This window comes from Candidatus Roizmanbacteria bacterium, assembly GCA_016700135.1.
Lineage (GTDB): Bacteria > Patescibacteriota > Microgenomatia > UBA1406 > GWC2-37-13 > UBA1450.
In genome coordinates this window covers 552255-568587 of sequence record CP065004.1, presented here as the reverse complement: position 1 = coordinate 568587, position 16333 = coordinate 552255, and the positions used below count along the sequence as shown (strand labels likewise).

Sequence of the window (16333 nt, the reverse complement as noted above, 5' to 3'; positions counted from 1 at the left end):
AAGGGTTAGTAAGCAAGGATTGCATTTTCGTCATAAGGCTATGATATGCCCCGGAAGACAAAATCATATAAGAACACGATTAAAAGTAAGTAAGATAAATTAGCCTAGACTTCTTCTTAACAAAGCTGCCTTTTCAATAAGCTTTTCCACGTCCTTCCCCCGGTTTATACGTTCGAATATCTCTGAAGTTATTCTTTTATGTTCCATTTGTTCATCCGTAAGTACCGGCTCTTCACCTAAAAATGTTTGCACGCCATGAAGATCTTCAAGGATCATATCGAATCCTATAGTTTGTTTTGCCAGTTCCTGAATAACGTCAATATTGGTATAAGCAAGCACGTTCAATAAATCTGAACGAATATTAAGATAATGCTTTTCAAGTACTTCTTCATGTTTCTGCATTTTATTACATTTTAAGTTCATTAGTCCACGACCTGTTCCTATAAGTTCAGGAGGCACGCCGACTGAATATAGTGATGCTGTAAATGTTATCGCTCTCGGAAGTTTTACTTCTCCCACTCCTCGTGAGTATCCGAAGAGTCCGACATGCTGGACCCGCTCTCTTCTTTTCGGAATGTGTTTAGAAATTTGGTTGATAAGAGGCGCTATCTTTACCACCGTCTCCTGATAGTATCGAGTAAAAATTGACATAATCTCCCGGATTATTATTTCTTCTTCACGAGAAATTTTTCTGGTTTCAGTTTTCGGAAAACCTGATTCTATCTTTTGCAGAGCCTCAATCACGTCATTTTTTGGGAAGTCGTACCGGAATGCACTCTGAATAGTTGTTGTTCTCACACCTGCATACTCGTTCATGAAGGCATCGACTGTCCAGGGAGATATCCCTCCCCTGAACGGCAAAGCAGCAGCTCCGATCATTGGATAAAGCGGAATTTCATATTTTTTGGAAAAATCATCATACTTAGAAAGAGCAATTTTTATTGCAAGGACCGTCGGGACAATCCCCGCATTCAGAGCAGGATCAGATCTTGCAACGTAAGGTCTGAGATATTCAGGTTTAGAATCAAATCCCTGTATGTGCATTTGCATATACTCCTCCAATATTTTGTCGGAATTTGAGATAGTATTAATGTCCTCGAACAACGGGATCAGTTCAATGTGTTCGATATCCTCATCTCTCCTTTTGAGTAGCGGGTGACGTATAGCTGCCATTTCACGGAAAGCTGACTGGACATCATACATTTCTTTTGCCGATTCCGTCATCGGCAAAATAACTTCAAACAAAGGATTGCCTGAGAGCCCTATGCTATTTGCCAGTCCTGATGCTGCAATGATTCCCATAAACGCTCTTCCCAAACGATATTCCGTCTCAACTTTTGGATTAGGAAGCCGAAAGGTAATAAACTTATCCTTCCCGATCTGGGTATCTTTGAAGTAGTCATAATACTCTCCCATGATCCTCTCAACGATCGCTTCATCGACAAGCTTCCCTTCCCAATCCCATTTGTATTCAGTAGCACCAAGTTCCTTAAACGAAAGATATAGTTCATACGGCTCTTCCTGTGTACTTATGAAAGGACGATAATGCCAATAGGGAGTATGTGCATGATCAGGATGCTGTGTCACCATGGTAGCCGGAATCTTGCGTTTTGTAGACATACGGGATATTATACACCTCTTATATGTCAGTAAAGCATAATTGGTTTTTGCGTGAAGCAATCCGAACTTATCTCTGGATATCATGGTACAATAATTTCAAATGAAATCTCTTTCCAAACGCATAAACAATCTGCCGGTATCTTCTATCCGAAAACTCATCCCGCTTGCCGACAGGGCAAAAAAAGAAGGGGTTTCGATTTATCACTTAAATATGGGACAGCCTGACGTTAAAAGTCCTGACGTCATGATATCGGCACTTCAGAACTGGAATCAAAACCCGATAGCATACGCCCCGTCCGGAGGTACCCCTGAATACTTACAGGCGCTCGTACACTATTATTATCAACTAGGTTTTTCGTTTATCAAAAGCGAACATATAATCGGAACAATAGCAGGCTCCGAAGCCATAAATATGGCTATGTTTGCAGTGTGTGATCCGGGGGATGAGATCCTGATTTTTGAACCGTACTACAGCAGTTATCAGACATCAGCACAGTTGTGGGGAATCACTCTCGTCCCGATACCCACCAAAATTGAAGCAGGATTTCATCTTCCAGACACGGAAGAAATTGAGTCAAGGATTACGGAAAAGACAAAGGCAATCCTATACTCTTCACCCTCCAATCCCACCGGTACGGTATATCAAAAAGAAGAAATTAAGTTGCTGATCGATTTAATAAAGAAACATAACTTATTTTTGATTGCTGATGAAGTCTATCGCGAGTATATCTTTATTGACCGTCCTCATGTATCAATTCTTGATTATATACAGGACATTCCTGATCAAGGTATTCTAATAGACAGCTTATCGAAAAGATACAATCTTTGCGGAGCACGTTTGGGATCACTCATTACTCTGAATGAAGGAATATTAAAAGGTGCGCTGAAGTTTGCCATGAGCAGACTTTCTGGAGGTCTTATTGATCAGTATGTCGGATCTCAACTGACTAGAGTTCCGGATGGGTATATCAAGGAGATTCAGACTGAATACAGGAAAAGAAGGGATACAATGTATGCTGGACTGTCCGCGATTCCGGACGTCAAAGTTACACTCCCGGAGGGGGCATTTTATATCATGGCAGAGTTGCCGGTTGATAACGCTGAAGCGTTTTGTATCTGGCTTTTGGAAGAGTTCCGTGACAACAATGAAACCGTCATGATGGCTCCGGGATACGGTTTCTACAAAAATCCTGAAGACGGAAAAAAGATGGTTAGAATAGCATACGTTCTTGAGATCCCCAGTCTTGAACGATCAATTGAGCTTTTGAAGAAAGCTCTGAGAGAGTATAACCGTCAATAACGCATTCTGCGATGAACAACCATCAATACCCCCTGCGTAACGGTGACTTTTGCTTTGTGAGAAAGCATTACATTGCTTATCCCTCTTGTACTTCCTAACGGTAGAGCCGCATCAGACAAAGGATAATACAATCCTTCCGTTGTAATACCCTGGCAATCACTTTTGATCGGGACGAGAGATATCTCATCTCCCTTTTTTCCGGTTATTTCAATAACCCTATCGACAAATCTGATCTCCTGATCTCTTTCAATGATACGGATATCCTTCTCTGCTGACAACTCAGCCAAAAAAAACATATTTGCCGTCATGTGGTCAACCCTATCTCCCAAAAGTCCGGTAATAATAATCTCATCTGCCCCCCGATCTACTGCATATCGGACGGCAAGTTCAGCATCGGTATAATCCTTTTCCCTTGGGTATGAAATACATGTCACTTTTTTTTCTTCTAATAGGGCTCTGTCTGATTGAGAAATCGAGTCGAAATCACCGATTACTACATCCGGAACTAGGCCGATTTTACGGGCATGTTCAGCCCCACCGTCTGCACATAATATTAATGAATCTTCGGATAGAAAGTTGCGGATAGATGAAGTGTCAGAGAGATTGCCGTGAAGGAAAATAATCGCATTCTTCATAAAGGAATTATAGCATCTCAAACCGAACAAGAGATGGCCCGCAGTCTCGAGCCATCTCCATTCAGAAATAGTTAGGCATGCACGATAAAGCTTTCTGTTGCTCCGTGTGTATTAAGCGTTTCCTGAACATCTTCTTCAGCTTCGTGGTTTGTTTGGACTGCTACTAAGACTTCTCCAGCTCTGATGCGTTCCTCGTACACTTTTGCGGTCTCCTCAGGAACTCCCAAATCTACCAGTGCACCGACTAATCCTCCGGTTAATGCCCCAAGCACTCCTCCCGTAATCCCCCAAGTCGCAAGCAGAGGGCCGCCTACGAGAAGTACACCCGCACCGGGAATGGCAACGGAAGTCAGCCCGGCAATAATTCCGGCTAATATACCGGTAACGCCTCCGACAGCGGCACCGGCAACTGTACCGTCAGTCACATCCTGCTTGATTTGATGGGTATCTGCATCGTCTTCGTTGGGACGCTGAGCGACGAGCGATATGTCTTCGGTAAAATCCATATTTTTCAGTTCAGCTACTGCTTCTCCTGCAGCTTTGCTGTCATGAAATAATGCAAATACGGTATGTTTCATTTTTTTCACCTCCAATCTGTAACATAATTTGTAATCCATGTATAAACAAGAAAGCTGATAGTTCAGTGCCGTTTTAACGGATGACACTATCAGCTTCAGGTACTTTAACTATAGTGATAGGTAATGAATCGCAGGGCAAAAATGAGTAAAAAGAAGGTAAGTATTAGCGAGCAGAATCTGTTGCTTCATCGTTGACGTATTCCGGGAGCCCCAAAAGATCAATATCTTCTTCCTGCAACCGGATCTGTTCGAACTCTTTTACGTAGTCAGGAGTCTTTCTGGACTGCTGTGTGCGCTGGAGAAAGTTTTCAACAAAAATATTTTCACCTGCTTTTGCTACTTTTACATCATGTTCCGGTTTTTCTATCTTCGGCTCCCGATTCAGGATACTCAGTTCCTGATGAAGCGAATCGGTTTGAACCTGAACTTTTTTCAGAGTTGAGTCTTTTTCTGATATATAAAAATATACTTTTTTTACATCGTTTTCCCGTAATGATAATGCATACTTCCTGCAACTGTCTGCTCCGCATATATCCTCCTGGATAAAATAGATATTGTTGTCCTCGTTTTCAAAATATGATTTGAGATTTCCGATAAATACTGAAGGTTCAAACGGCAGCTTTGTTTCATACTCTTCCAGAGTTTCAATGGATTGTTCCCACCAGCGGCCGTCTGTGTAATCTTTCAAATATACCTTTTCATCAACCATAATCACATGCATTTGTTCTGAGACATCATCTTTATAAAGCATTTCCTGCTCGTCTCCTGAGAGTTTCCAGTCAGCATGATATACCTGAATATTTTGATGCGATTCAACGTATTCTCCCTGTAATTTTTTGAGAGATCCTCCAGTGATATGGGAAAAAAATCCGCATATATACGGATCTTTATATTTGCAAAACATTGAATTCGTTTTTGCAACTTGAAAGGTAATGAATACCCCGCTCACAAGGACAAAACCGATAAAGGCTGATAGAGTAAGACGATTGCTGATCCCGAACATACATTAACTATATATATCCCCCGACCTGTTGTCAATTTCCCGCCTCAAATCCTGTATACTTTTTTTATGGCACATATCATACGAGAATACACAAACCACGATGTTGACGGCATTAAGCAATGTCTTATTGAGCTTCAGGATTTTGAACGGATGATGGACCCTCACAGACTGGAAGGAATAAAAATTGCCCACGAATATCTCGAGCACTTGCTTGAAGTCTGTGAAGCTGGCCGGGGAAAAATATTCGTCGTAGAAATTGACGGAAATATAGTTGGGATGGTTTCCGTTTATATCGAAGAAGACAAAAAACATTTCAGAAAAGCAAGGAAGTTTGCACTCATTTCCGATCTGATCGTCATGCAGGAATACAAAGATCAGGGTATTATCAAAGAACTGCTGGGAAAAACTGAAGAGTACGCAAAGTCAAAACAGGTCACATCTCTCCATGCACCGATCCTGAAAGGTCATGATGAGAGTGTAAACGGATATTTGCGTAACGGATTTAAAGAGTTTGAAATTGTGGTCAGAAAACAGATAGAATAATCATATATGGTTGACAACGGTCAGCAGGAATCATTATATCCATCATCATCACCTGCGGTAATCCCCGAAGAGCCGCTTTTCCCGGGCGGTGAACGGGATCGAAAAGCTGAGTTCCCCGAATCACTTCAAGCTACTATACAGGATTATTACAGAATGGTAATTGACCAGCTTCCCCCTGCACTTGATCCTGACGGACACCCTCTTGACAGCTTATATGATCTTGATCCAACAGACATTGATCAACAATATTATCCTTATGATTTTTCAAAACTAACTAATGCAGCAAAAGGATTAAATTTTTGGAATACTAAATCATTTCCAAGACTTCTAACTCATTGTCAGAAACCAGCAGATATGACGAAACTGTCCGAAGACGAACAACATGAAGCAACACTTCAAACAGACTTACGGCATGATTTGGCGGGAGATATTATAACCAATCTCGTCGGAGGTATTACAGATGATGACATTATGTATGAAGAAGTGGGATATATCGGCAATCCTTATATGGTCCAATGGCCGCTTCATATTATGGACCGTATTTACAAGCAATTTACGAAAACACCTGATGTAAAGCCTATACATGGCCAGAATGCGATTCAGTTCATAGCCGGTGTTTTCCAGTCAAGGACAGTACTTGATCGAGAAAAATATACTTACGATATTGATTATAAAACACCATTCGAGCTAGAAGGTGACTTTGATTACTTACTTGGAGTTCTTGCCAATCCTCTCAATAATACAAAGCAAATTGGAGAACAAAAAGCACTTAAAGATATCCGTTCAATGATACGAGTTCTCCCTGATCCGGATAAGAAAGGTCACGTCATCATCCAAATCCGTGATAATATTGGCGGAATGCCCGATGATCTTCTTGAGTTTCCTGAAGGGTCAGATACCCATAAAGCATTGGCGCGCGGTGAAACGCGTCGAAAAGGCGGAACTGGTGCAGGACTGGCTATTGTAAATGAAATCGTGAGAGACCATTTTCACGGGAGTATTTCACTTAAAAACGAGCCCTATCCCGAAACCGATCAACAAGGACTCGTGATGAATATATCGCTTCCCGGAAAACTGACCGGGCCCCAGTCAGAATAATGAAAATGGTATACTATACATATGAACACTCGTTTCTCGCTTAAACGGCTCGTATATTTTCTCCCGCTTATTATCAGCGTTCTCGCTCCCGTTTTTGTCATTCTGAAATCCGGCTTTTCATATCTGGGAATTGCCGTATCTCTCTCAACTCTCGCAACAATGATATATGTTGTCAGAAAAGACAAAACGAAATATGACACGGCATTGTACCTTTCTCTTTTAATCCTCAGTCTTTTTATTGTATTAAGAACAAATCCTCTTCTGATATTTCTCAATATCGTAGCGTCCTTCTTTTTGGGAAGCATCCTTGCTGCCCGGTCAAAAGACTTTGCTTTCCTGAACAGTATGCTTCTCCCGCTTAGGCTTCTTCTTGAAACCATAAAACAAAAACCGAATTATGAACAGTATTCAGGTAAGAAGATTAGTTCAGGGGTTACAAAACTTTTTTCGTCATTTGAGTACCTGCTTTCGCTTGCCATAACAATCGTCCTTCTTCTTATCATTATTCCCATTCTTGCATCAGCAAATCCGTTCTTCGACTCATTGGTACAGAACGTGATCTCCTCCCTTCGCATCGGCAATATTCTTGAGTATCTGTTCGGTGACAATATCCCGCTTCACATCGCCCGATTTATATTCTTTCTCATTCTTTTTGCCCTTTTGCCTCGACTCTATTCATTTTTAAAAGAAGGCAACTTTATCCCGTCTCTATCATTCCCCCTTACTAAGCTCCGTCTGTTTTTGCCGAAAGTAACTGTTGCATTTGTCATTATTGTTTTCTTTGTAACTCAAATCCAGCTGTATACGGCCGGTGCGGAATTGCTGCAGGAAATGGGATATACCAATTCTCAGCAAACCCGTGAGGTATTCGGACAACTTGCTGTCGTATCCGTCATCATATTTTTCCTGATTTACAATGATAAAGCCGGGAAAAAACGTGACCGGGTGCTCAGTTCTATCCTGCTTACTGAGGGACTTTTTCTCACCGGTATGGCATTCAAAAGCGTATTTGACTACAGTAGCTTGTTCGGATTTACTCAGAAACGGCTGTACGGCTTTTCTGCGGTTCTGTGGCTCTCAGTTGTTTATATTAGTTTTGCTTATGTGTACCTCAAAAATCTGAACCCCCCCCTTTTTGTCCGGGGAGTAATTCTCTGGACGGCTGCTCTTCTCATCGGGATAAATGTCGCTAATTTCGATTATCTTATTGCTCATGTCCGGCCGGCACATGTAGGAGACGGTCCGGATTATTTATACATCGCATATAATACATCGTCAGATGCTCAGGCATATGAGATGCTCGTTGACAATTTCTACAAAGAAAATAATGTACAGGAACATAATTACATGATGTTTATCACCTACCGGATACGACAGCTTCAGGATAAATATGCAAACGGAGTTGATATCCGATCCTTTAATCTGTCGGAGTATCAGGAGTATCTGAAAGTGAAAGATGTTAATACGCACGAAATAGAGGCAGAACTTCAGAAGCAGCTGCCATTACAGCCTATTCCGGCAAGACCGCGCTGAGCAGATCCGTACTGAGATTTTATTCCAGCTTGCAAAAGATTCCCAACCGTTCAAGCTGATTTATTGTTTGATCTCCTAAATTTCGCTTTGCCTGTTCTCCCATCTGATGAACAATGCCTTGAACGTATGGAATTACATCTTCAGTAAATACTGAGGCGGATAGATCGGGTGTAATTTTCAGCACCGTAAACATTAATGCAGTTTGGGGAATTGTCAGCCGCCATGCGTTTTCAAAAAATTCAGTTTTTCTTTGTTCTGCTTCTTGAATCTTCTCCGGAGAACCGGAAGGAATACGGAAATGAGAGCGGATCAAATCTGCGTACAGTGATCCTACCTGTTTTGGTTCAACTTGCGGTTTTACATCTCCGTTATTCTGGCTACCGAATGCAGGCTGACTGATGAGTTCTAGTACCGCATACTGTTCAGCGGGTGATTGTGATTGCAGATAATTCCAAAAATTCTGTTGATTGCCTTCTATCATTCGGCGATAGTCATCTCCGACACGGCTCCATCCTTCCCTCTGTTTAGGATCATACCGAAATCCCCATCTTCCTTTGCTAAATACTGACCCTTCTTCACCGTCATTGTCTCTCGAATTGATGAACGGAATAATTGCATGAAGTGCTTCAATCATCGTTGATAATCGTCAAGCATATTGTAATGTCGGGACGGAGTGACAGTTTTTGAACTAATCACACCTATGCTAGATTTTATCAAACAAAACAGGAAGTTACAGACACTAGAAGCAGACTTTCGTGATTACGACACATTGACTAAAAATACAGTAGAAGCTCGGATGGATTTTATTCTATAATCTGGTTATCTGATTATGGCAAAAGACAGCAAACCAACCACACCAAAACCAGTTACTCAACCGCCCCACTTACCTTTTGGTCAAGGAATGGTGAATATAACCAACATAATCGGCACACGACCCGATTTTCAGTTACTCACCAAACCAACCCAAGCACCAAATGGACAGCGACAATTCAAAGACTCAAAAGGCGTATTTTTCGAGACAAACAACACTCTGCCAAAAGGTAAAGTTATCATTGCTGAACAACGGTCAAAGTAATTTGAACTAGAAGTATACTTACCAGAGTAAATAATAGGGAGTGAATAAAAGACGCACGTCCCCATTTACAAAAGGAGAAGCCACTTCCCAATTTATGAGTACCAAACGCAAACCCACCAGCAAGCAAGCTCTATACAGCTCAATTAGTAGCTATGCTGATGAAGTGATACAGCGATTAGTTGAGCTGTCAAAAAGTAAGAACGAAAATGTGGCTCTGGGAGCGTGTAAAACATTACTCAATAAAACTTTACCAGATGTAAAAAGCGTGGAAGTTACTCAAAGCAACGTGTTAGACAGCCTCATTTCAGAGGAACTTGACCGCTTCAAACCTGTCAAAACAGGCTCAGATACTGTACTAACTATGAATGAGGATGAAAAACAAGCGTATGCTCTAGAATTGATTGAACTTGGTCAGGGCTTACTTGGGCAAGGAAGATACGGAAAAAGAAAAATTAGGCTTGCTCAGAATCTCGGGACTCAAAACCTGTCATAAAATTTTCAAGGTCTAATCCCAATGCTTGAGCTAATCTCCAAATGACAAACATTGTGGGACTATACACACCTCTTTCAAGGTGGCTGTAATAAGCGGTATTTACACCAGCTTTGAAAGCTAAATCTTCTTGAGTCAATCCTTTTTCCTCTCGAACTTTCCTCAAGTGTAACGCTAGTTTTCGAGTGAATTGCTTCCTGAGTTTATCTTGCTCTGACTTAGATAGTGATGGCTTATATTTGGGTGATGACACGTTTTTATTCTTGTGCCATTCGTATGTTTACACCACGTTGTAGACATTGGATTGAATATGTTGTAAACATTGGAAATTATGTATAATCCCTGCTAGGTTAGTAAAAAACATAAGGAACAAGTCTATGAAAAAAGTTCTCAAATGGGGTGGTATCGCCCTTGTAGTTATTATCATTATCGGAGCTATAGCTGGCTCTGGTGGTGATAGTTCATCAACAGGTTCAAGCTCGACCACGCAAGAACAAAGACAAGCTGAACAGGCTAAGGTGTATGCAGTCAATGAGACAGTAGCCAGTAAGAATATGGAATTGACTGTTACCTCAGTAGCAGAAAAAGCATCTGTTGGTGGTCAATATCTAAATGAAAAACCATCAGAGGGTGGCACGTTGGTCGCTGTGAACTGGCAATACAAAAATACATCTAGTGAGCCAATCGGGACGTTCTCACAACCCAGCATCAAGTTAGTTGATGGCAATGGTGTTGAGTACAGCTCTGATACAGGAAAATCGGCTAGTTATGCCACTGAAATAAAACTTGACCGCAAGATACTAAGCGACCTCAATCCAGGCATTACAGTCAAAGATGCGAGTGTGTTTGAAGTAAGCAAGGAGAGTTATGCACAAGGCACTTGGTACGTTGTTATCAAGGCGGATGGTAAAGAATATAAAGTGGCTACCAAGTAATTTTTACTAACCTAACCTGCAAAGAGCTGAGTTAGTCCACTCGGCTCTTTTGGTTATTTGCAATGATATAATGTGTTGTAGTTACCAAATAAATGGAGAGATATGTCAAAAGAACACACACAAGATACTTTACAAGCTAAAACATTACAGGTAAAAGAATTACTTCAAGCTTATGGTGTTCCAGTGGAACAGTTTGGAACTGGAAAAGCTAAAACACTTGAACATTTAGCACAAGAGATTCTTGAGGGAGAAACTGTTTTAGTTGATATAGATGGAAAAATTGTTCGTAGAGTTGAATTAGTTCATATTGATGTCAGATTTACAAAAGATGGTGTTGAGCTTCAATTAGTTGAAGACAGACAGGTTTTCACTGATGGTCGTGAACGCAGACGAGGATTGACTGGAATTAGCGAAAAGATGAAGCCAGGTGAAAATCCTTCATTATCTGCTAAACGAGCATTAGCAGAGGAAATTGGAGTTGTTGTAATGACTGATGTTCAAAGTATTGGAACAGAAGAAGAAACAAGGACTTCTCCAAGTTATCCAGGACTAAGTACAGAATACCTACGACACGAGATGGCAACAACGATTTCAGAGGCAGATTTTCGTGAAGATGGATATGTAGAAGTTCAGCCCGATAAAACAACATATTTTGTTTGGAGAAGTATCTAAACCTAATTATTGTATCGAGCTAAGAGCCGACTCACCCTCGGCTCTTTTCGTATCTAAAGCTATAATACTGGTAGATAAATCGAGAGATAAAGCCAATGCCAGAAGAAGATAAACATCTCAAGCTAGTGCTTGAACACGCCCAAAATAAGGTCAATAGCTACCTAAAGACACACGGTAAGTATGTGGATGAAAAAGAGGCAGTCTACGTTATTTACGCCAGAAGAAGCACTAAGGATAACGAACGCCAAGAACGCTCAATTCCAGACCAAATCGAGGATTGTCAAGCCATTTTGGAAGACCTAGAGGGCAGACCAAAGCCAGTCAAGATTTTCAAGGAAAAAGAGAGTGCAAAAATATCTGGTAAACGACCCAAGTTTGATGAAATGATTCAAGGTATCAAGGAAGGTAAATGGAACTCGATTGTATCTTGGCATCCAAATCGCCTTGCGAGGAATATGCTTGAGGGTGGGATGATTATTGACCTAATTGATAAAGGTTTACTTCGTGAACTCAAGTTTCACGAATACCGCTTTATTCCAGATTCTAGTGGCAAAATGACGCTAGGTTTTCACTTCATAATGGCAAAGCAGTACAGTGATAACTTATCTGAGGCATCAACTAGAGGCACAAACAAGATTGCGAAAGAGGGTAAATCGCCAACCAATAAAGCCAAGTATGGCTACAAATTAGAAGGTAGGTACTACCGTCCAGATGGTAACAATTTTGCGATTCTCAAGGAAGGGTTACAACTGGTTGCTGATGGCATTTCACTGATAAAAGCCAGCAAGCATATCAATGAAAAAGGCTTTCAGTATCAAGGAAAACCTTGCAAAATGACTAAACAAAAGCTGTCACGTATCTGTAATGATACCTTTTATGCTGGGGTCTATGTTTTTGGTGAACAGATAATAAAAATGGGAGAAACAGACCACTTGTTTACTCCAATGCTAACACCTCTTGAATACAACACTATTCAATTGGCACTTGGTAAGGGTGTGGGATTCAAAAACCCACAAGCCAAAACTGTTTTATTCCGTAAAATGGTCAAGTGTTATCACTGTGGCAACTTTATGTCCCCTGGAAAGCCTAAAAGCGGTGGAAAGAGTGGCTATCGCTACTATGAACTACGATGTACCAGTGTTGACTGTCCCACTGCAAACAAAGGAAACGACTTCCCCAGAGTTATCAAGGGTAGAACCCTGCATCAGTTTGTTTATGAGTTGCTTGGCGATGGTTTAGAGGTCAAGCCAGAGGCCTATGAAGAATATGTCAAGTCTGCTAAACCAGCTCTGGAAATTATCCGTAAAGACATAAAACAACAATTAGCTAGGCTCTAGACTAGCACATTAACAATTTGTAAGGCTCTAGACTAGCACATTAACAATTTGTAATAGTTCATTGTAAAGGATCGATGGGGATTTGCTCCATCTCCATTCACACTCTTTCAAGTGTAATGGAAAGTTTTTCTTTACACCATTGAACTTAACGAGACGTCTTTTACAAAAGGACCAGAATGACTCTATGCCATTGATATGGACCCCTTTTGTATTTGAGAACTCATTTTTCTTGTGATTGATTCTCAAATGTTTGTCATACCCGACATCAACAAGTCCGTTGTATCCGCTCCACGAATCTGAATATACAGTACTGTTCAAGTCAATCTTTCCCTTCATAACAGCATGTAGCGTTCTTCTTTTACAGTTTGGAATGATACGAGTAAATACACGTCCTTGACGCTCATATATCCCAAATACTACCTGCTTAAATGACGTCCCACGACCTCTTTTACTTGACTTGCCTCTCATCCTTCGAGGTCCAAAGTATGATTCATCAATTTCTATCTCACCACCAACATATCGTTGCATCTGGTGCACTTGGTGATGATATATGAGTTGACGAATATTATTGTAATATTTGTTGACTGTATTGCGGTTGAGACCCAAAATACCAGAGGTCTGTGTAGCACTCAGATCGTGTGCAAAACACCATAGTATCTTTTTTCTCTTGTATTTTGATATCGGCCTATTGTTACAAACCATACCTCTAGTTTAGCACTACTCTGCTAGTCTAGAGCCTTAGCTAATGCCAAGCGACAAGTAACCGAAAATGAACAACTGATGGCGTTCAAGCGTACTGCTCTGGGTAACGCCAAAGGTAAAACGATTGATGAACTCAATGCAGAACTCGACACGCTAAGAGACGAACGTGCCAAATTAGATACAAAAGTTATAGAGATTCAAGGACAACTAACCCAAATTGAGCATAATATCGAATCTAGATTGATGTCTTACGAAAACTTTTTGAACTTGTTCAAAAGGATTGGTCTTATCGCCAAAAACAGTGATAACCAGCTACTCATAGACAATATCATCAGAACTATCTTTTTGAACTTCACTGCAAAGGACAAAAAAGTACTGAATTATCAACTAAATCCTGACTTTGAAAAGCTGGTTATTTTACCTTCCGTCTCTGATTGTCGGGGTGACAGGACTTGAACCTGCGACCTCCCGGCCCCCAGCCGGACGTTCTAGCCATCTGAACTACACCCCGAAGATCACTCCATAAAAGATAATACTACCGGAAATATAAAAAGCAACAAAATAACGACAACGACGAATCCTACCAGGAGATTTCTGACTTTTTTCAGATATCCCGAATACTGTTCCCGTGATTTCCCCAAATACGCATCATATTTTTCTTCCGTCTTTTTCAGGAACTCAGCATGTGCATTCACTTGCTGTGATTGCAAATCACGAATCTCTGACAGTATAGATATAATTTTTTCGTCCGATGTCATGATTATTGATATTTATTTCCAATACACACTATTATATCAAGTAATAAGCCCATAGCGTTAATATTTTCAGATGATTGCAGTATAATTCACATATGAATAAACCTTCGCTCGTTGCAATTTTCGCTCATCCCGACGATGAAGCATTCGGTCCGGCCGGGACGCTTGCAATATATACCAAAACACATGACGTATATATCATCTGCGCGACCCGCGGTGATGCCGGCGAAAATCACTCAGGTGATGACCATGTAAATATCGGAGATTTGAGAGAGCAGGAACTCAGGCGTTCTGCAGATACCCTTGGGGTCGAGGAAGTCTACTTTCTGGATTACAAAGACGGCACATTGTCCAACAACAAATACCATGCCATCGCACAGGATATCCGGGATATTATTGATACCATCAAACCTGAGATACTGCTCACCTATGAAAACCGCGGAGTATCAGGGCACCTGGATCATGTCGCAATGTCTCTGATCACTCACTATGTTTTTCATAAAGTCGATTACACAAAGAAACTCCTCTCCTACACAATACTGAAAGATCAAACTGATCAGCTGCGGGATTACTTTATCTATGTCCCGCACGGATACAACCGTGATGACATTGACCTGATTGTTGATATCTCACCCGTCTGGGAACTGAAACGGAAGGCATTGTATGAACACAAGTCACAGATGAAAGATATAAGCCGTATGATTGGTACAATGGAAGAAGGACCGAAGGAAGAATACTTTCTGGTAGAGGAAAAATAATAAACGTTCTGCCGTTATGAAACGAACACACCTTTTTTTATCGCTTTCGTATTCGTCATCAGCCATCTTTTTATCAGTTTTCTTGCACCTCGTTTTCTTCCGCAATCATCATTTCCCTATCTTGATGACCTGCAAAAATCCGGCCTGCCTCATTTTCTTTTTTCATTTGCCAACTTTGACGGGACAATTTATCTCAAAATTGCAAAGTCCGGGTATCTGCCGCTGACACATGCTTTTTTCCCTTTGTACCCGATTATGATAGCTGTCGGAAGTATTGCCTTTCAGCCAGTTCTTGCCGGCATACTGATATCTCTTTGCTCATTCGTAGGGATACTAATTATTCTAAATAAATACCTGGCTGCTTTGGATGTCAAAAACAACAATTGGTATAAAATTTATGCTGCATTTTTATTGTTCCCTACTTCTTTTTACCTGCTCGGCGTCTATACCGAAAGTCTTTTTCTGCTGCTTCTTGTTAGTTCCCTCTACACGATGCACAAAAAAAAGTACTTTCTGACTTTTATCTTGTCCGTGCTTGCCGCACTTACCCGTTTTGTAGGAATATTTCTGGTAATCCCTCTGTTTTTTGAGGCATTTACCGTTTACGGATTATCAGGTCAATCTCCGAAATTCATCATTCAAAAAATAATAAAAAACATGAAACCGGCACTTACGCTTTTGGGTGCCCCAATAGGATTTATTATCTACAGCATATTTCTTTGGAAAACAACCGGTGATCCGATACGATTCTTTAATAACTTGCCTGATTTCCAAACCGGGCGGCAGACGGATCTGATACTGTTCCCTCAAGTCATGTTTCGATATATCAAAATCTTTTTGACGGCCCAGATGAATTTCCAGTATTTTATTGCAGCGGTTGAATTTGCAGTGTTTTTGCTCGTTTTTATCGTTTTAAGCTATGATCTTTTGAAAATTTATCGGAAAGAATATAAGCATCTCCTGGTCCGGCTTGGACTGAATTTATTTTCGTTTGTAAATCTTCTTCTTCCAACGTTTACCGGAACATTTACCTCACTTCCGCGCTATGTTCTCACTTCCCTTTCCTTTTTTATCGTGCTAGGTGAGATAAAGCATAAACAGATACAAATCATTTTATTTATTCTCTTTATAGTACTCCATATAATACTTTTCACTTATTTTATTCAGGGATATTTTGTGAGTTAGTGCGGAGGCTTTTGTGTTACAATATCTTCACTCACGGGCTCGTAGTTCAGTTGGCTAGAACGTCGCGCTGGCAGCGCGAAGGTCAGGGGTTCAAGTCCCCTCGAGTCCACAAAG

At 40.8% G+C, this 16333-nt stretch carries 20 protein-coding genes and 2 tRNA genes; 13 read left to right on the top strand and 9 right to left on the bottom strand.

Features of this window, described 5'->3' with window-relative positions; all coding sequences use genetic code 11:
- Positions 1 to 99: 99 nt before the first annotated feature.
- Complete coding sequence (ppcA, locus tag IPM65_03190; protein ID QQS44578.1) at positions 100 to 1620, bottom strand: phosphoenolpyruvate carboxylase; 1521 nt, start codon at positions 1618 to 1620, stop codon at positions 100 to 102.
- A gap of 100 nt (positions 1621 to 1720) precedes the next feature.
- Here ppcA and IPM65_03185 point away from each other — a divergent pair, with 100 nt between their 5' ends.
- On the top strand, positions 1721 to 2920 hold the full coding sequence (locus tag IPM65_03185; GenBank protein ID QQS44577.1) for a pyridoxal phosphate-dependent aminotransferase: 1200 nt from the start codon (positions 1721 to 1723) through the stop codon (positions 2918 to 2920).
- On the opposite strand, the gene IPM65_03180 is transcribed toward IPM65_03185, so the two are convergent.
- From IPM65_03180 to IPM65_03170, 3 genes are all read right to left on the bottom strand, one after another.
- The gene (locus IPM65_03180; protein ID QQS44576.1) at positions 2914 to 3555 is read right to left on the bottom strand and encodes a thiamine diphosphokinase; all 642 of its coding nucleotides are present in this window, start codon (positions 3553 to 3555) and stop codon (positions 2914 to 2916) included. The genes IPM65_03185 and IPM65_03180 overlap by 7 nt on opposite strands.
- Before the next feature lie 71 nt (positions 3556 to 3626).
- Complete coding sequence (locus tag IPM65_03175; GenBank protein ID QQS44575.1) at positions 3627 to 4133, bottom strand: DUF1269 domain-containing protein; 507 nt, start codon at positions 4131 to 4133, stop codon at positions 3627 to 3629.
- Positions 4134 to 4296: 163 nt separating this feature from the next.
- Complete coding sequence (locus IPM65_03170; protein ID QQS44574.1) at positions 4297 to 5136, bottom strand: hypothetical protein; 840 nt, start codon at positions 5134 to 5136, stop codon at positions 4297 to 4299.
- 66 nt (positions 5137 to 5202) lie between these two features.
- Here IPM65_03170 and IPM65_03165 point away from each other — a divergent pair, with 66 nt between their 5' ends.
- From IPM65_03165 to IPM65_03155, 3 genes are read left to right on the top strand one after another with little or no spacing between them, the layout of a single operon-like run.
- Positions 5203 to 5679 (top strand): GNAT family N-acetyltransferase, encoded by a 477-nt coding sequence (locus IPM65_03165; protein QQS44573.1) that lies wholly within the window; start codon positions 5203 to 5205, stop codon positions 5677 to 5679.
- Positions 5680 to 5685: 6 nt separating this feature from the next.
- Positions 5686 to 6777 (top strand): HAMP domain-containing histidine kinase, encoded by a 1092-nt coding sequence (locus IPM65_03160; GenBank protein ID QQS44572.1) that lies wholly within the window; start codon positions 5686 to 5688, stop codon positions 6775 to 6777.
- Positions 6778 to 6798: 21 nt separating this feature from the next.
- Positions 6799 to 8310, top strand: a complete 1512-nt coding sequence (locus IPM65_03155) for a DUF4173 domain-containing protein (protein QQS44571.1) — start codon at positions 6799 to 6801, stop codon at positions 8308 to 8310.
- A 19-nt stretch (positions 8311 to 8329) separates the two neighbouring features.
- Here the strand turns inward: IPM65_03155 and IPM65_03150 are convergent, their stop codons facing one another.
- Positions 8330 to 8944 (bottom strand): hypothetical protein, encoded by a 615-nt coding sequence (locus IPM65_03150; GenBank protein ID QQS44570.1) that lies wholly within the window; start codon positions 8942 to 8944, stop codon positions 8330 to 8332.
- Positions 8945 to 9139: 195 nt separating this feature from the next.
- On the opposite strand from IPM65_03150, the gene IPM65_03145 reads away from it, so the two are divergent.
- Positions 9140 to 9385 carry a hypothetical protein gene (locus tag IPM65_03145; GenBank protein QQS44569.1) on the top strand — a complete coding sequence of 82 codons (246 nt, stop codon included), beginning with the start codon at positions 9140 to 9142 and terminating at the stop codon, positions 9383 to 9385.
- A 94-nt stretch (positions 9386 to 9479) separates the two neighbouring features.
- Positions 9480 to 9878, top strand: a complete 399-nt coding sequence (locus IPM65_03140; GenBank protein ID QQS44568.1) for a hypothetical protein — start codon at positions 9480 to 9482, stop codon at positions 9876 to 9878.
- On the opposite strand, the gene IPM65_03135 is transcribed toward IPM65_03140, so the two are convergent.
- Positions 9838 to 10128 (bottom strand): helix-turn-helix transcriptional regulator, encoded by a 291-nt coding sequence (locus IPM65_03135; protein ID QQS44567.1) that lies wholly within the window; start codon positions 10126 to 10128, stop codon positions 9838 to 9840. The genes IPM65_03140 and IPM65_03135 overlap by 41 nt on opposite strands.
- A 124-nt stretch (positions 10129 to 10252) precedes the next feature.
- On the opposite strand from IPM65_03135, the gene IPM65_03130 reads away from it, so the two are divergent.
- The 3 genes from IPM65_03130 (at position 10253) to IPM65_03120 (ending at position 12819) form a co-directional block, all read left to right on the top strand.
- Entirely contained in the window at positions 10253 to 10810 is a 558-nt protein-coding gene (locus IPM65_03130; protein QQS44566.1) for a DUF4352 domain-containing protein, read from the top strand.
- Between the two features lie 102 nt (positions 10811 to 10912).
- On the top strand, positions 10913 to 11482 hold the full coding sequence (locus tag IPM65_03125) for a hypothetical protein (protein ID QQS44565.1): 570 nt from the start codon (positions 10913 to 10915) through the stop codon (positions 11480 to 11482).
- Positions 11483 to 11577: 95 nt separating this feature from the next.
- On the top strand, positions 11578 to 12819 hold the full coding sequence (locus IPM65_03120; GenBank protein ID QQS44564.1) for a recombinase family protein: 1242 nt from the start codon (positions 11578 to 11580) through the stop codon (positions 12817 to 12819).
- A 27-nt stretch (positions 12820 to 12846) separates the two neighbouring features.
- On the opposite strand, the gene IPM65_03115 is transcribed toward IPM65_03120, so the two are convergent.
- Positions 12847 to 13521, bottom strand: a complete 675-nt coding sequence (locus IPM65_03115; protein ID QQS44563.1) for an IS1595 family transposase — start codon at positions 13519 to 13521, stop codon at positions 12847 to 12849.
- A gap of 78 nt (positions 13522 to 13599) precedes the next feature.
- Here IPM65_03115 and IPM65_03110 point away from each other — a divergent pair, with 78 nt between their 5' ends.
- Complete coding sequence (locus tag IPM65_03110; GenBank protein QQS44562.1) at positions 13600 to 13977, top strand: hypothetical protein; 378 nt, start codon at positions 13600 to 13602, stop codon at positions 13975 to 13977.
- On the opposite strand, the gene IPM65_03105 is transcribed toward IPM65_03110, so the two are convergent.
- Positions 13959 to 14032: transfer RNA gene (locus IPM65_03105), tRNA-Pro, on the bottom strand. The genes IPM65_03110 and IPM65_03105 overlap by 19 nt on opposite strands.
- A gap of 4 nt (positions 14033 to 14036) precedes the next feature.
- Entirely contained in the window at positions 14037 to 14279 is a 243-nt protein-coding gene (locus IPM65_03100; protein QQS44561.1) for a hypothetical protein, read from the bottom strand.
- 92 nt (positions 14280 to 14371) lie between these two features.
- On the opposite strand from IPM65_03100, the gene IPM65_03095 reads away from it, so the two are divergent.
- The 3 genes from IPM65_03095 (at position 14372) to IPM65_03085 (ending at position 16328) form a co-directional block, all read left to right on the top strand.
- Positions 14372 to 15034 carry a PIG-L family deacetylase gene (locus tag IPM65_03095; GenBank protein ID QQS44560.1) on the top strand — a complete coding sequence of 221 codons (663 nt, stop codon included), beginning with the start codon at positions 14372 to 14374 and terminating at the stop codon, positions 15032 to 15034.
- A 255-nt stretch (positions 15035 to 15289) separates the two neighbouring features.
- The gene (locus tag IPM65_03090; GenBank protein ID QQS44559.1) at positions 15290 to 16219 is read left to right on the top strand and encodes a hypothetical protein; all 930 of its coding nucleotides are present in this window, start codon (positions 15290 to 15292) and stop codon (positions 16217 to 16219) included.
- 35 nt (positions 16220 to 16254) lie between these two features.
- Positions 16255 to 16328, top strand: a tRNA-Ala gene (locus IPM65_03085).
- Positions 16329 to 16333 lie beyond the last annotated feature (5 nt).